At 67.5% G+C, this 14659-nt stretch carries 9 protein-coding genes and 1 pseudogene; 4 read left to right on the top strand and 6 right to left on the bottom strand.

The window, feature by feature from the left end; genetic code table 11:
• Positions 1-3 precede the first annotated feature (3 nt).
• The 3 genes from ACFY12_RS20805 to ACFY12_RS20795 form a co-directional block, all read right to left on the bottom strand.
• On the bottom strand, positions 4-1758 hold the full coding sequence (locus tag ACFY12_RS20805; protein ID WP_390717285.1) for a hypothetical protein: 1755 nt from the start codon (positions 1756-1758) through the stop codon (positions 4-6).
• Positions 1759-1861: 103 nt separating this feature from the next.
• Positions 1862-6331: a hypothetical protein gene (locus tag ACFY12_RS20800; protein ID WP_390717284.1), complete on the bottom strand. Its 4470-nt coding sequence runs from the start codon at positions 6329-6331 to the stop codon at positions 1862-1864.
• A gap of 18 nt (positions 6332-6349) precedes the next feature.
• On the bottom strand, positions 6350-9223 hold the full coding sequence (locus tag ACFY12_RS20795) for a hypothetical protein (RefSeq protein WP_390717283.1): 2874 nt from the start codon (positions 9221-9223) through the stop codon (positions 6350-6352).
• 111 nt (positions 9224-9334) lie between these two features.
• On the opposite strand from ACFY12_RS20795, the gene ACFY12_RS20790 reads away from it, so the two are divergent.
• The 4 genes from ACFY12_RS20790 to ACFY12_RS20775 all read left to right on the top strand — a co-directional run bounded on the left by ACFY12_RS20790 (position 9335) and on the right by ACFY12_RS20775 (position 11658).
• On the top strand, positions 9335-9520 hold the full coding sequence (locus ACFY12_RS20790; RefSeq protein ID WP_390717282.1) for a hypothetical protein: 186 nt from the start codon (positions 9335-9337) through the stop codon (positions 9518-9520).
• Positions 9521-9923: 403 nt separating this feature from the next.
• Positions 9924-10358, top strand: a complete 435-nt coding sequence (locus ACFY12_RS20785; protein ID WP_390717281.1) for a carboxypeptidase regulatory-like domain-containing protein — start codon at positions 9924-9926, stop codon at positions 10356-10358.
• 106 nt (positions 10359-10464) lie between these two features.
• The gene (locus ACFY12_RS20780) at positions 10465-11253 is read left to right on the top strand and encodes a peptidoglycan-binding protein (RefSeq protein WP_390717280.1); all 789 of its coding nucleotides are present in this window, start codon (positions 10465-10467) and stop codon (positions 11251-11253) included.
• Positions 11254-11433: 180 nt separating this feature from the next.
• Positions 11434-11658, top strand: coding sequence for a hypothetical protein (locus tag ACFY12_RS20775; protein ID WP_390717279.1), 225 nt, complete (start codon positions 11434-11436; stop codon positions 11656-11658).
• Positions 11659-12359: 701 nt separating this feature from the next.
• Here ACFY12_RS20775 and ACFY12_RS20770 read toward each other — a convergent pair.
• From ACFY12_RS20770 to ACFY12_RS20760, 3 genes and pseudogenes are all read right to left on the bottom strand, one after another.
• The gene (locus tag ACFY12_RS20770) at positions 12360-13310 is read right to left on the bottom strand and encodes a hypothetical protein (protein WP_390717278.1); all 951 of its coding nucleotides are present in this window, start codon (positions 13308-13310) and stop codon (positions 12360-12362) included.
• Positions 13311-13545: 235 nt separating this feature from the next.
• Positions 13546-13818, bottom strand: a complete 273-nt coding sequence (locus ACFY12_RS20765; RefSeq protein WP_390717277.1) for a hypothetical protein — start codon at positions 13816-13818, stop codon at positions 13546-13548.
• Between the two features lie 216 nt (positions 13819-14034).
• A pseudogene (locus ACFY12_RS20760) lies at positions 14035-14392 on the bottom strand (ArsR/SmtB family transcription factor).
• Positions 14393-14659: the final 267 nt, after the last annotated feature.

The following is a 14659-nucleotide window of genomic DNA, read 5'->3' as shown; positions in this document are numbered from 1 at the left end:
CCATCAGTAGCCACCGCCCGGCCGGTTGGGGTCGAATTGCCGGACCTTCGCGGCGAGATTGGAACCGTCCGCGGTAACACCGTACCTCTTGCGGACGTACCCGATTGCGGCGGCGATCGATGCCACGGGATCGTAGATGTTCACCGACGTACCGGCGGCGTGGCGCGAGGCGAATGTCTGCGGAATGCACTGCAGGACGCCCCGGGAGCACTGGAACGGGGCCAGAGCGCCGTTCATCTTCCTTGGTACTCCATCGCGCCGGACACCGTCTCCGAAGTCGTGGACCTCACTGAATCCGTGCGGCGTGATGGCGTTGGTGTCCCACAGATTGCAGGCGTTGGGGTTGCCGGACGACTCGCGCGCGGCGGCGGTTTTGATGCCCCTTATCCAATGGTGGTTTGCGGGGACTCCGGCTGCCGAACACGCCTCCGTGATCCAGTCCTCCAGGCTGCCCTCGCTCATATGCCGATTGAACGTCACATCCTTCGGGTCAATTGCCGCTGACCCGCTGAGGCGCGTGCCGCCCGTCAGCCCGCCCACAGGCGAACCGAAATCGACCTGGAACAGTCCCGAGCGCTGCCCGAGTTCGCTCAGCGACTCCCCGCCCGGGCGCCCGGTGGCATCGTCGCCGGTGAAATTCAGCACAGTACGACGAAAATCGTCATAGAGAGACTGCGTGGCTTGCTCAAAGATTCCGGGTGCGTCGGCCACCACCGTGTGCATGACCTTCTTCAGCCCGTCCTGCACCAGAGCCACATCGACCTTCGTGCTGGCGGCCCCGGCTGGCTGCGCCTCTTCTTCCTGGGCGCTGTGTGTCGCGGCCCATATCACCTGGTTCACGCTCACCGAGGGCAGCGCGAGAGCCGGAGACGAGCCTGCGCGTACGTTGAACAGCTTTGACCGCTGCCCCAGTTCGACCAACGACTGCGTTCCGGGGGCGCCCATGGCATCCGCCCCGGAGTAGCCCAGCTTCTCCCTGCGGAATTTGTCGTACAGGTTCTGCGTTTCCGCATCGAACACGCCGTGTGGGTCGCCCGTGGCGACGCCCATGACCTTCTCCAGCGCGTCCTGCACCAGCCCCACATCGTCTGCGGGATTGCTGTTGCCGGGCTCCACGGCCCGCTGTTCGTCCACGGAGTGGACAGCGGCCCAGAGGAGCTGGTTCGAGGACACCCACGGCAGGGTGGTTTCGACGGGCGTCGTGGGGGGCGAACCGGCCTCTCTGGATGAGGCGGTGGCCTGGTACGTGAAGCCGGGCTTGCCCTTCAGACCGGGATCGGCTGTGATGACGCCTTCCTCGAAGGCCGGCAGCCCGTAGCCGTGGAGGAAACTGTCCCTACGAGGACGCGTTTTCATGTACACGCCGTTGCCTTCGGCCGAACCGTTGGCGTTGGTGTTTCCTTCGATCGTGTACGCGTTGTCGGCGTCGTACTTGTAGACGAGTCCGACATGCGTGCCTCCCCCGGGGCCGAAGAACGCCAGCGCCCCGATCGCGGGATAGAACGAGAACCTGCCCCGGCTCTTGTACCAGTTGACCGCGGTTGCGCAAGAGGCGGTGGCCGGAGCGAGGCTTTTCTCATGTGCCTGTTGGAAGGACCAGGACTGGAACGTCTGGCACCATGCCTGGTTCTGTGACCACTCCAGTCCAGGGACTGCGGGGGAAAACTTCTGATGGTTGTTGTAGTGACCGTTTGAGAAACCTTCGCGATACCCAACCTCGGTCTTTTCGATGGCGATGAGCGTATCTGCTTGGTTCATCGTTCTCCCTTTCCCATCATCTCGGAGATCAAGTTTTCGACCAAGTTTTCCGCATTAGCGCACCTGACCAAGCACCAGCCGCGAGATGCGGCCCGGGCAGGCTTCACCCGGGCCGGCGGTGGCCCCCATGGCCCCCATGGCCACCGTGCCCGCCAGGACCGCCAGGGCCGCCAGGACCACCGCCCGGACCGCCGGGCCGCGGCGGGAGGTCGACGGTGTCGCAGTAGATCACCGGCCCCGGGGTCGTGGGCGGGGTGGGGCCGTCGGGGCGGATGCCCTCGGTTTCGATGACCATGAGGCGCAGCGGCATCCCGCGCCGCCGGGGCGGTATGGGGACCTGGCCCGTGTAGAAGGGCGTCCGGGAGGATTCCGCGTCGACCGAGGTGAGTACGGTGGCGGTCTCGTCGAGCGTCACCCAACCGAGGTCTGCGTCGGCGACGAGGCTGTTGCGGCGTTGCAGCGTGGCGGTGATCTGCGGCGGCAGCGATCCGGTCGGGTCCCAGGAGGGGCCGGTGACGCTGACCGACAGCGGATCGCCGGGCGTGACCCTCAGTTCCCGGTCGGGCAGGGTGCGCACCAGGTCGGCGAGGACGACCGGGGAGATCTCGGCTCCTGGAATGGAATCCGGCTGGTAGCGGACCAGGGCGAACCGGACGAAGGGCAGGCAGGCGTCCCCGGTGTCCAGGTCCAGGTCGCAGAACCAGCGGTCGCCCTCGTCCTCGTCGAACTGCGGGGTGAAGCCGACGACTGTGACGGGGAGGGGGCCGGAGGGGGTGGGAAGAGCGAGTTTCCCGGACTGCCGCACCGCGTTGGTGAACGTTTCCGCGGTCGGGGCGAAGACGGGTGCGGAACGGTGGATGGGGTCGCGGCCCATCAGGGTGACCCAGGAGTCCCGGACGGAGGCCGGATCGCCCCCCGGCTGTTCGCCGAGAACCACGCCGAGCAGTTCGCCGTCTCCGGAGGAGAACCACGGGCGCCCCAGGAACACCCGGATGCCGCCGCCGCGCCGGCGGTGGACGATCGTGCCGGGCGGTCCGTCGATGTGCTCCAGGGTGAGCGTGGGCACGCAGTACAGCAGCCGCGGCGCCGTGGGGCGCTCGCTGCTCGGCACCGAGTGCTCCTTCGCCTGCCCCGGTACGGTCAGTGCGTGCTGGCCGGGCGCGGCGAACTGCGGTGGGAAGTAGTCGGCGAACCTGCTGCCGGCCACCGGGTGGTAGCGCACCGTCCGGTGCTTGGTGTCGCCGAACTCGTGCTTGGCGGGTATGGGCGGGACGGGCCGGGACTCGTTCCGGCTTGCCTGCGCCCTGTTCTCGGCCGCCTGTGTGCTGAAGGTCAGGACGCCGTTCTTGAGGAGGGCGGGCTCGGTGCCCGGGACGCCCTCCCGGCTCGCCCGCGCCGTCAGCAGGTCGAAGACCGGGACAGTCATCTGGCGGGTGTCACGGCCAGTGGGGCCGGCGTCCGTCACCTCGGTCCACTCGGCGACCAGGTCGATCCGGTCTGTACTGTTCTCGTCCAGTGCGATGGTGCCGGCAAGGTGCTCGGCGGTCGCGCCGCGGGCACGCGGGGCGGCTGCGGGCGTCAGGGTCAACACCGGTGTCTTCAGCGGCTGTTGCACGGCGTGCACGAGGGTGAGCTCCTGCCACGGGGTGAACATCCAGTGCCGGCTGGCCGCGGCGAGTGCCAGCGTGTCGTCGGTTCTTCGCGCCGCCGCGGTTCTCCTCGCCGCTGCCTCGGCCTCCGTCTCCGGCTCGCGCGTCGGTGCCCGCTCCGGCTGCTCCCGGCACCAAGCAGCCATGCCCATGATGGTCTCGTCGAAGTCGATCCTGGAGCACACCCGGACGGTCGCCACGACGCCCTTCGGCAGCGATACGGTCAGCACCCGGCTCGCCTCGTCGAAGCTAGGCGGCGCGGTCCCTTCGGCCAGCCGCAGCCGCAGAGACCGGGGGCGGTGCCAGACGTCGCCGTCCCAGGGGACCGGGAAGGGCTGCCCGGCGGGCATTCCCGGCAGGTCCAGGAAGACGGCTCCGGTGGACAGCGGATCGGGGAGATAGGGCAGTTCAATCCGCTCACCGGTGTACCGGGCGGTCATGGCCGGGTTGCTGGGATCCGCCGCCGGCGACGTGATCGGTTCCACCCGGACGTCCGGCCGGGACGGGGAGGTGTCGTTCAGCGCGCCGCTCTCGCGCTTGGCCAGCTCGTAGACCGCGTCCTGGACGCCCTGGTCCGTGGAGCCGATGGCCTCGTCCAGCAGGCCGTGCCACTCGACGCAGCGGAGCGACGCCTTCGGTGCCACCACATGGCGTTCGTCGGCCCCCTCGTACGGAACGTGTCCTTCCGTGGTGACCAGCGATGACCGGTTGAAGTCCGCGGCGTACTGCTCCGCCGTCCTGCCGGCTCCGCTGCCGGCGGCAGTTCCGGCACCCGTGCCGGTGCCGCAGTCCACGGCGAAGCCGCTCTTGCGGCCGAGCTCGGTGAGGGACTTGCAGCCTGGGTGGCCGTCGGCGTCCCTCTCCGAGAAGCCCTGGGCGCGTTGTTCGGCGGCGTATGCGGCCAGGGTCTGATCGCTGAAGTCGCCGTCCGCATCGCCCACGAGCGGGTGGCCTTGGTCCATGAGGGCCTGCTGGACGATGCGGACGTCCTCGTTGACCTTGCCGAACTGGACGTTGACCAGGGCGACCGCCCGCCCGCTTCCCGCGGCCGGTGGCGGAGCGGAGCCCGGGCTGCTCCGGATCACCATCCGGAAGGCCGAGGCACCTTCCCCGAACGGGGATCTGGGCACCACGGCGGGGGCCGGGACGGCCTCGAACCTCTGGAAGGTCAGCAGTCCCTCACCGCCGGGGAGCGTCAGGCCCTCCCCGTCCTGCAGGGCGTCGGCCTCCGCTACGTCGAGGCCGTTCCCGGCCAGGTCGACGGTGCGCAGCCGTACCCGGTACCGGTGGCCGAACCGCAGCCTGGGCAGCGTGCCGGGCCGCGCCCTGCACATGATCTCCAGCGGCAGTTTCGTCTGCGCTTCGTTGGTGAGCGGCACCGGCTGGTTGGGGGCTCTGTTCTCCTCGACCGATCCCTCATCGATGTCCAGCACCAGGCCCGGGCGGGGCGCGGACAGCGACCATCCGTCCCAGGTGACCAGTTGCTCGGGGACGTAGAGATGGCCGCTGTTCCGGGCTTCTGGCGGTGGTGAGGCCAGGTTGGCCTGGAAGAAACCTTCGTCGGAGGCCGTCAGAAGGAGCGGTCCGCCATGCGGCTGCCGGTACTCCACAACGCGCTCGTGCAGAGAGAACCACCGCTGCTGGTTCTCATCCCAGATGTCCATCCGGTGGCCGCGGACCAGGTCCTCGGCGACCAGCGTGGGGGGTGGTGGCTCCGCCGTCTCGTGCGGGGCGGCGACTCCCGGAGTCTGAGGGTCCGGCGCTCGGACACGTGCGCCTCGGTGCGCGAGCACCCGGGTGAATACCTCGTCATGCTCGGCTGCCCGCGTGAATTCCTCCGTGAGGCTGCCCAGGCGCTCGTTCCTGACCAGCGAGATCCCATGGGTCCGTACCGGGGAGAGTCCCCTGGCGTCCTTGGGCGGCGAGATCAGCTTGCGCGCGGCGCCGTCGATGTCGGCCTGCTCGACGGCGAACTTTCCCGTCAGCTCCACCAGGCCGCGGGACGGCGATGGCAGTGGATCGGCGTCCGTGCGGGCCACGGCCCCGGGGACGAAGGCGCGGCGGTCCGGGAGGAAGACGTAGTACGTGCGAGGGGGCACATCGTGCGAACCCTCCCCCAGTTCGGATGCCCACTGGGGGGTGATGGTCAGGAACCGCTTGCCCGAGGAGACGGGGAGCAGGGCGGCCGGCAGAAGGAAGTCCAGGACCAGTCCAAGGCGTCGCAGCAGGGTGGGATGGTCGCCGAGCGCGGTGAGCATCTGGTGGAAGTCGGGGTCGTGCCGGGGCGGCCGGGGCGGCGGGGGCGGCACTGCGCCGACGAACGGGATGGGCCGTCGCTTGAGTGTGTGGAACTCGTTCAGCTGGGCCAGCTGCGGGGGCATGGGAGGAGCGCCCTCCGCGGCGGTGTCGCCGGTCGCCGTGGGCGCTTCCCCGACGCCCCTTGGGACGTCACTCAGCGAGCGCAGGAGGTCCCTGGTCGGGGGCGGTGTCTCGGGCGACGCCTTGGCCGCCGCAGCGTAGGTGCCCTTGGTGAAGTTGCCGACCGCGTCGGCCGAGTAGGTGTGGAACTTCTCCTGGTCCGTGTGTTCTTCGAAGACGTAGGGGTCCACAGGCGTGCGCGTGGTGAAGAGGCGCTGCCACAAGTCCGTGTCGGGGGGCGGGCCGTGCGGCTTGAGCCCGCTGACGAAGGGCGTCGGAGCAGCGGCGGGCGCGGAGGGGTCGTCCCCGGTACCGAACGCGAAGGTGGCCGCCTTGATCTTGTCCGGCCAGCGCAGGAAGTCGGGGAAGTGTGCCAGCGCGGTGCGGCCCTTTGCACCGGGCGTGGCCAGCCGCGGGGCGATGAACACCGACACCCGGGCCTGGGTGCCGTCGTCCGAGAGCCCGGCGGGGAGAACGGTCCAGTTGGTGTGCTGTTCGAAGTCCATGGTCGTCTCCCGCACGGCTCACGCGGCGAACGCCGCACAGTACTCGCGCCAGTCGTCTTGCGAGACACAGCGGGCGAAGGTCGGGTCGCCCGGCGCGCCGGCGAAGCTCCGCTCCAGTGTGAGCTGGACGGACTTGCTGAAGAAGGCGATCCGTACGCTGACCGTGAGGGTGCCCCTGCCTCGCACCACCGACTGATGGCCGTGCTTCTCGTAGCCGAGTTCCAGGTAGAACTCGACGGACACCGTGACGATGCCCAGCACGGTCAGGAAGCCGTTGCACCGCAGATAGCCGCTCAGGGACACGTCGTTGCCGGCGAGCACGAAGCGGATTCCCGCCATCACCGACACCCCGCCGCTCGCCACTCCGAGATCCAGTGCCGCGCTGCCGCCGAACTCTATGGCGCCCTCGACCTCCTTGACGCCTCCGGTGTCGACCAGCATGGAGAAGTAGCCGCCGCCACCGAACAGGGAGACGGTGACGTTGAAGGGGTGCTTCTGCTCAGAGACCGAGAAGCGGAAGGAGACCGGCTCGTTGGTGAAGGGGATCGCCAGCTCGGCCGACAGCGCGACGTTCGACAGGGTGAAGACACCGAGGCCGAGGGCCGGAAGTGCGAGTTGGTAGCCCGCACGGATGCCGGTGGGCTGGACGTCGACGAACGAGCCGGGGCCGAAGACGTCGGCGGGCAAGGCGCTGCGGAGGGTGTTGATGAACTCCAGGTCGTTGCTGAACTTCAGCTCCACACCGCTCGCCGTCACATCGGGCTTCCTGCCCGGGGCTGTGGTGAACTTCAGGTCGGCGATCTCCACTTTCGCGATGCCGGCGAAGTCCAGCGCGAAGTTGCTCAGTCTGCCCGCCACGGTGGCCTGGTCCACGGCGTCCTTCGAGCGGACCGTACGGGCATCCAGAATCAGCGAGGCCCCGGACACATCGATGAACGCGTCCGGGTCCTTCTTCCCGTCCTTCATCGGCTGGTCCAACGGGGGCTTCCACACATACCGCAGTTCCTGGCCCTGTCCGTCCGCCAGGTCGCGGATGCGCAGCACGGGCGCCGGCAGCAGTCCTTCCGGGTCGCGCAGGATGGCCTCGATCTGCTCATCGCCGAGCTGCCGCAGAGCGCCGAGGCTGTCCTTGGCGATGCTCTTCAGGTACGGGTGCAGGTCGATGCCGAGCAGCTGCGCCCCACCGAAAGCCTTCCTGATGATGGCGATGTCGAGTGCGCCGACGACCGCTCCGGTGTTGTCCGTCTGGAAGACATCCGGGACGACGCCTGCCTGGCTGGTGATCAGCTTCACCGCGGCGTTGGGGCTGGCGAGTCCACCGGCCTGCTCCGCCCCGAAGGTGAGGCCGACCGCGTTCGTCAGCTCCAGGTAGGCGCCCGCCGGATGGCCCGCCATGGTCTGCCGGAGATAGGTGTCGTTGAATGCGACCGAGAGTTCACCGGCGTTCGGGACGAACTGCTCGATGGCGGGGACGCGTACCGTCGCGGCGGAGACTCGGGGCAGACCCACCACGGGCGGGCCGTCTGCCGAGCCGAACCCGAAGGTCAGGGTGCCAACCGCGTGACTGGTGCTGCCGGGAGCGTCGGCGGGCGGCTGCGCCATGGCCATCACCTGGCCGCCCATCGGCCGGTTCAGGCGCTTGTCCAGGCGCCTGTCGCCTGGTGGTTCCTTCGCCGGGTCGTACAGATCCTTCAACTGCTGTTGCTCATCGGCCAGTCCGTCCGGCACGAATACCAGCGGCATGGTGAAGCTGACCTTCCGCTCCTCGCTGTCCGTGCCGATCAAGGTGAACTCGTGGTCTTTGCCGTCACGTTGCAGACGCACCCAGAAGGCGACGGTGTCAGTAGGGGGGTCGGGCGCTTCCACCACGGGGGTGACGCGGTCGGTGATGCGCAGCGCACGGAACGGCATCTCACGTCCGCCATGCCGGAAACGGGGGTCCGCTCCGTACGAGACCTCGGGCTGCTTGACGATGACGCGGTCCTCCCGCTGCAGGTAGGCGACGATTCCGTCATCCGGGCGCGCGACGAAGACCCGCCTGAACTCCTTCATGTGCAACGCCTCATGACCGGTGGACAACCGGCCGGACGTGACGATGCGGATGTACTGGTCGCGTCCCAAGCCCGTGATGTGGTCGTACGCCCGCAGGCTCGGGGGACGTCGCACGGCCGGCTCCCAGGCGCCGTGCAGGTGGACCGAGGAGCCCAGCGGCGTGACGATGAACTGCTCGGCATGCAACGGCGCGCTGGGGACTTCGAGGGGCACGCCGCCACCCGGGCCGGTCAGCTCGGCCCGGCTGGTGAGGGTGACGATGTCCCGCAGGTTCTCGACGGTCAGAGGACTGCTCTCGGGTAGTACGCCCCGATCCCCGGCTGTCGCGAATGCCCGCAGCAGGACGTCGCCGTCCCGTGCGCCGTGCAATCGGGCGTGCCACAACGCGGTGCGACCGTCGGCCTGTTGAGGCTGGACCCTGCCCACCCAGTCCACGGGCTCGTCGTAGGTGATCAGCAGCCGGGTGGGGAATTCGATGACACTGCGGGGAATGCCTTGGAAGACCGTCGTTCCCGGCGTGTCCGGGCTCTGGGGGCCCACCGGCACGGTCATCGGTACCAGGCGCGCCCAGTCGAGCAACGCGTCCAACGACAGTTCCAGGCCATCGATGTTGGCCGGCACCGAGAAGGCCAGGTGCGTCGAGCCTGCGGTGAACGCCTTCATGGGGCCGAGGGCGGCGACGCCCAGCTGCGGGGGGACCTCCTCCAGCACGTGCTGCGGTGGCAGCCCGGCCAGGACGAGCGCGGGCTCGCCCGGATCCCGCCGCACCAGGCGGCGGCCGTTGAAGCGCAGGTTGACCAGGCCGATGTCGACGACGAGCATGTCCGCCGGCCGCACCAACCGGAACGGCCCCTCTGCGACATCCTCCTCGTGCGGCCCGGAGTCCGGAGGCGGGTGGGGTCCGGGACCAGGATGCGGAGGTCCATGGGGCGGACCGGGGTGCGGCGGCCCATGAGGCGGCCCACCGCCGAATCCCCCACCGCCGAAGCCGCCACCGTGCTCGCCGCCGTGCTCGCCGCCGTGGCCGACGAGGTGAGCATCGCGCTGTCCCTCGCCGTCACGGTTGCGCACATCGCCGCGCTGGTCCCGTACTTCTTCCCACAGCCTCACGGCAACAGGACGCCTGGTGCGGAATGACATGCCGAACGCCTCATCCGGGCTCGTTGGCGTGGTCCAGAGGTCGTGCAGGAGGTGAGGTGCGGAGGCACCCTGTACCTCCCTTCCATGCTCACTCCGGTGGCGGATACCCGCCACCGGGAGGCGGCACGGCGGCTGCCGACGCCTGGCCCTCAGTGTCCCCCGTCTGTTGCGTGCCGCAGCGACCGGGGGATACTGGCCTTGGAGCTCGTGTGAGAGGCGACCGAAGTAGCAGGTTCTCCTGCACATCGGCACCACAACCGGCCCCGATGCAGCCGGAAAGACTCAGGAGCGCTGCTCCTCTGCCGGCGATGGCCCGCAGCATGGATGATTGAGCCATGGCTGCTGTCGCAGTGAATGACAGACACAGCGCATTCGTCAGGAAACCTTCATGTTTGGGCAAGTGCGAGCAGTCATCGATAACACACCGATCGCGATGATCAAGGTCAGTGTCTATCGCGATCGGAATCTGATGGGGAAGGCGTACACCAACGACGAGGGCCGCTACACCGTAGAGCTTCCCAAGAACGAATTGGTCACAGTGAGGTTTGACACTCATCACTCGCTGACAAATGCTGAAGAGTGGCACCCCTCGGTAGTTGCCAACGTGATTTCCGACGATGACAGTCCATTGGATCGCTATTTACTGAAGAGCGGTCATGGTGCCGGACCCGAATCGGCCGTGGACGCTCTCAGTGGGTATCTGTTCGCTGCAGCATGGGAAGATGCGGATTACGCTCGAACGGCAGCGTCCCGCCTGTCAAGGCTCAAACAGACCAGTAAGGTACTCCAGGAAATCCAGCAAACGCTTCAGGAACATTTCAACGCACAGGCTTAGATGTCCAGTTCGCGAGTTCGCGGGGGTGGAACCCAGAGTTCCACATGTTGAGGTTCTTACGAGGAACGGGTTGAGGGGAATGGATGATGCAGTGAGTGTCCGGAACTTGTCCGAGAGCGTCGGTGAAGGCGGTGCCAACGGCCCTGACGATGTCTTCACCGTCCAGATGCTGCTCAACCACGTGGATTCGGCGTCGGGTGGACCGACCCCTCGACTGGATGTGGACGGCCTGGTCGGACCGAAGACCATTGGGGCGATCCGCCGTTTCCAGCTCCTGCAACTCGGCTTCCAGGACGGGCTGGTCGAGCCCGGCAAGAACACCTTCCGAGCGCTCAAGGGATTCTTCAGGGCACCGGAAGCCTTCCCGGACGAACTCATCGCCGGTGATGCCGCGTTCCGCCCGCACCGCCTCGTGTACCGGGACGTACGGCTGGCCGGCAGCAAACCGGCGGGTGACACCGTGATCGAGGTCGACGCCGACACACCGCTGCAGTGGTTCTTGGACAGCTCCGCCCACACCGTCGACCACACCGCGGACCCGGTTCGCCTCAAGCTGATGGCCCATGGCGCGCCTGCTTTCGTACAGTTCTGTAAGGAGAACCTGTTCACTGCCAATCTTCCGCTACTTGCCGTGCTGAAGAACAAGTTCGCCGCGGGTGTCGATCTGTTCTCCTGCTCGGCGGCGTTCATTGGTCCCGGCCCCAGCGATGGCAACGTCTTCTGCTACCGCATGGCACAGACGCTGAACACGTTCGTCCGGGCTTCCACGGCCACGCAGACGTACAACCTGGGCTCAGCCGGGTCGGGCCTGGACTTCGGCCGCTGGGAGGGCACCGTACTGACCTACGGCCCGACTGGAGCTGTCGTGCACGTCCAGCACGCCCCGCGATTCTGAAGGACGACTTCGTGAGCGGTCGTGAGGTCCTGCCTTCATGCATTCAAGTTCAAGAGCAGAGTGCGCGTTCGGGTGTCGCGTTGAGCGTGACGCGACCGAACGTTGAGGGGGAACTCTACGTGCGTATCCGAACGGGGGGCAGCTTCCGCTGCCGGCCGGGATCCGGGCCAAGGTCACGGTATGGCTGTAGGCCAAGCGAGGTCAGGATGGAAGACCCTGACTAAGGAATTCAAGAACGTCTACTCCGGTGGTGGACGCGGCAAGGGGACGGCTGCCGCGTACAAGTGCACGTACAACGTGGATGTGTACGAGTTCCGCAGCGCCATCGACGTTGACATCAGTGGCTACCCGGACAGCGACAACAAGAAGATCACCGCGACACAGAAGCTGGGTTGCGGCCTGTGATCAACAGCTGATGGCAGTGCTGGAAGACTGCTTCTTCCAGCACCGTCTGCTTACCGGAAGTGCCTGTGTTTCCCCACCGTCATCGTTGGCCTGCATGGGATTCTCAAGCGGTATCCGTGGTTCGACCGGATTGCCATGCAGGATGCGGATGCTGATGCCGAGGACTCTGTTGAGGAAGATCGCCTCTTTGTTGCCGTCGACCGGGCCGGTTCCTTCGGCTGGCAACCGTGGGTGGCTTGCTGTACGAGCACGGCAAGGTCACGGCCTCCTTTGAGCCCACGTCGTGGGCTCATGAGATCGGCCGGACGGGAAGCTCCGGACGCGGGTCGGTCGGATGGTGCACACTCAGGGGATGTGCGAGGTGATGCGGTTCGGCTGCCGCACGCGGGAGCGGTCGCCGGACGTCGCGGTGTGGCTGGTGTACCCGGCCGGCCCTGAACTCCCCGAGTGATGCCCCGCCCCTGGTGAGCCTGCTCTTCCTGAGGGACACCGGCACCAGACAGCACACACTTCCGTCCGGGTACCGGCTCCTCCGTCAGGAATCGCAGTGCTGAACACCCTCGTCCACGCCTACCGCAGCGGATGAGTGAAGACCCTGCGCGCCCGGTACCGGCCCCCTCCTCAGAGGCGCCTATCGCAGGAGAAGGCCGCCAGATGAGGGTACAGAGTGGCGATTCTCCAGGGCATCGTGAGGTGTAGCGTCACAGGCCGACGCCCAGAGCGACGGCGACCGTGGCGAAGTCGGTGGCGTAGCCGTTCACCCCGTCTCCGGCGAAGTGCAAAGCGACGATCTCGTTGTTCTCGTTCACCACGACCGCCCCCGAGTCGCCGTCCCGGGACCACCTTCCGCACGGATTGAGGCCCAGGTCGGGAAGGCAGGTGATTGCCGTCTGCCCGAGCATCCACCACAGTATCTTGCCGTTTTCGTCCCTGATCTGGTAGCTGCCGAGTGAGCCGCTGACCACGCCGTGGCTGAGACGCGTCTGAGCTCCGCGCTTGCGTACCCGGTCGCCAAGGTGCGGCGAGCCGAAGCCCGTTACGGTGCCGATGTCGGCTATCTCACCTACGCTCGCCGTTCTGCCGTTAATGATCGCGCTGTCGATCGAGCAGGTGGCCGCGTCGAAGAAGCCGGACACACCACCCATGTGAGGAGTCGGAAAGAACGCCGGGGTGCTGGGGATCTCGCAGTGCTGGACCGTGCCGAGTTCTTCGGAGCTCAACGGAGGGTCTGTGTGCGGGGCAGGTTGCTGGATCACGCCTCCCATGCCGCAGATCACGTGGGCATTGCTTATGGCGACGGGGTCTCCACTGGCCCTGTCGCGCAGGATGCAGCCGAGGGTTCCGGCGTGGGCTAGACCATCCATCGTGGCCCGCGGGCCGATCTGGATCCCGCCGACGAGCGCGTTGTGCTTCATTTCATCAGGTACGCACCGTTGCTCGGCGACCGGGTCGCCGCGCACCAGCAGCACAGGGAATCCACCAATGGTCTCCGGCAGCCCACCGGGCGGGTCGTCCGGGTCACTGACGAGGATCCGCATCGCCAGCTCGCCCGACTCGTCGAGCCCGATGTCGACGCCGTTGACCCCTTCGACCGGGAGTGGATCGGCGAGGTTATCGGAGAGCGCCTGGGACATTTCCTGTGGTACGTCCATGTCGCCCACCCCGGATGCAGGACCGTCGGAACATTCACATCGATTCCATGGTGCGTCGACGGCGTCCGCCGTGCATCCGGGGGCAGTGGTGCCATCGGGCGGCTGCCTGCACAGTCTTGGTGAGGCGGTGGCCTCGCCCGGCAGTTGAGGGGCGGATACGTGCGGGATCCCTGTCCGGCTGGCCCGCTTCATGAGTACGTTGAAATCGACGAGATCCGTTTCTTTCGGCCATGGCTCAGCTCGTATCGGCGTCTGCGCTGGTAATGACGAAGCGGGCCAGCACGTCCTTGCCATGGCCGGCCGAACCGGGCTCCACGCTGAGCGTGCCGTCGTACCGCGCGGTTAGCTCCGTAATCGTCCGCAGCCCCGCACCCAGCGCATCACCCTCCACATCCGGGCTCCGAGGATCCCGGTCGGCCAGACCGATCACCAGCTGCCCTGCGCCGACCGTGACCCCGCCATCCGCCGTGGGCGACCGGTCCGCAGCGTGGCGCAGCACATTGGCCACAGCTCGCTGACGACCAGCGGCGCCGCGTCCGAAAGCAGCGAGTTCGGGTGATCCCGAACTCGGGGAGCTTCGCGGCCGCCTCCTGCCTGGCCACGCGCACCGCACCGGGCTGGACGGGCACAGTGAACACATGCCGCCGCACCTGCGACAGCGTGTGCTCACAGGCCGCGGCGGACAGGAGTTGCCGCCGCTACGGCAGGAAACGACCCACCCACCTCATGACGCCCGGCCTTCCCGCGCACCCACGTCGGACTCCGTGAGCTCGGCCAACAGGTCCTGCTGCCTGGCAAGCAACTCCACCAGGAGCCGCCGCGCCGCCCCCAGCAACTCCGCCACATCCCCACCCGCCAGCTCCTACACCACGGTCGAACCACCCCGGGTCGCCGTCACGATCTCCGCCCGCCGCAGCACAGCCAGCTGCTGCGAGAGGCTCGACCTCGATCTCGGCCAGCAGCTCCCGTACCGGCATCGGCCCGTCCTGCAACAGCTCCAGCACACGGATACGCACCGGATGCCCGAGCATCCGGAAGAACTCCGCCTTCGCCTGATACAGCGGAACCTGCGCACCGATCATGCCCGGCTCCCATCAGGCTCCGCATTCGGATCGACTCCGACGTTCCGGGCCACCTGCAGCGCGTCCTCCGCCACATCCACCTCGTAGGCGTCCCCCACCCCAGACCTCCATACCTCGGACCGACTTGGCTGTCACGATAACTAGCGAATTGAAAAACTCTGCAAGTCTAGACTCGGCGAGTCCGTGGACGGCGTCTCCAGGCCAAGCCGACGGCGGCAGCCGGAATCGCGCCACGATGCCCCGGCGCAAGCAGTCAACAGCCCCAAG

This window comes from Streptomyces sp. NPDC001339 (assembly GCF_042895955.1).
Lineage (GTDB): Bacteria > Actinomycetota > Actinomycetes > Streptomycetales > Streptomycetaceae > Streptomyces.
This window is presented reverse-complemented; position numbering and strand designations above follow the sequence as displayed.

Coding starts and splice junctions, on each gene's coding strand:
- ACFY12_RS20805 (WP_390717285.1), bottom strand. CDS start 1,758: ATGAACCAAGCAGATACGCTCATCGCCATCGAAAAGACCGAGGTTGGG.
- ACFY12_RS20800 (WP_390717284.1), bottom strand. CDS start 6,331: ATGGACTTCGAACAGCACACCAACTGGACCGTTCTCCCCGCCGGGCTC.
- ACFY12_RS20790 (WP_390717282.1), top strand. CDS start 9,335: ATGAGGCGGCCCACCGCCGAATCCCCCACCGCCGAAGCCGCCACCGTG.
- ACFY12_RS20775 (WP_390717279.1), top strand. CDS start 11,434: ATGGCTGTAGGCCAAGCGAGGTCAGGATGGAAGACCCTGACTAAGGAA.
- ACFY12_RS20770 (WP_390717278.1), bottom strand. CDS start 13,310: ATGGACGTACCACAGGAAATGTCCCAGGCGCTCTCCGATAACCTCGCC.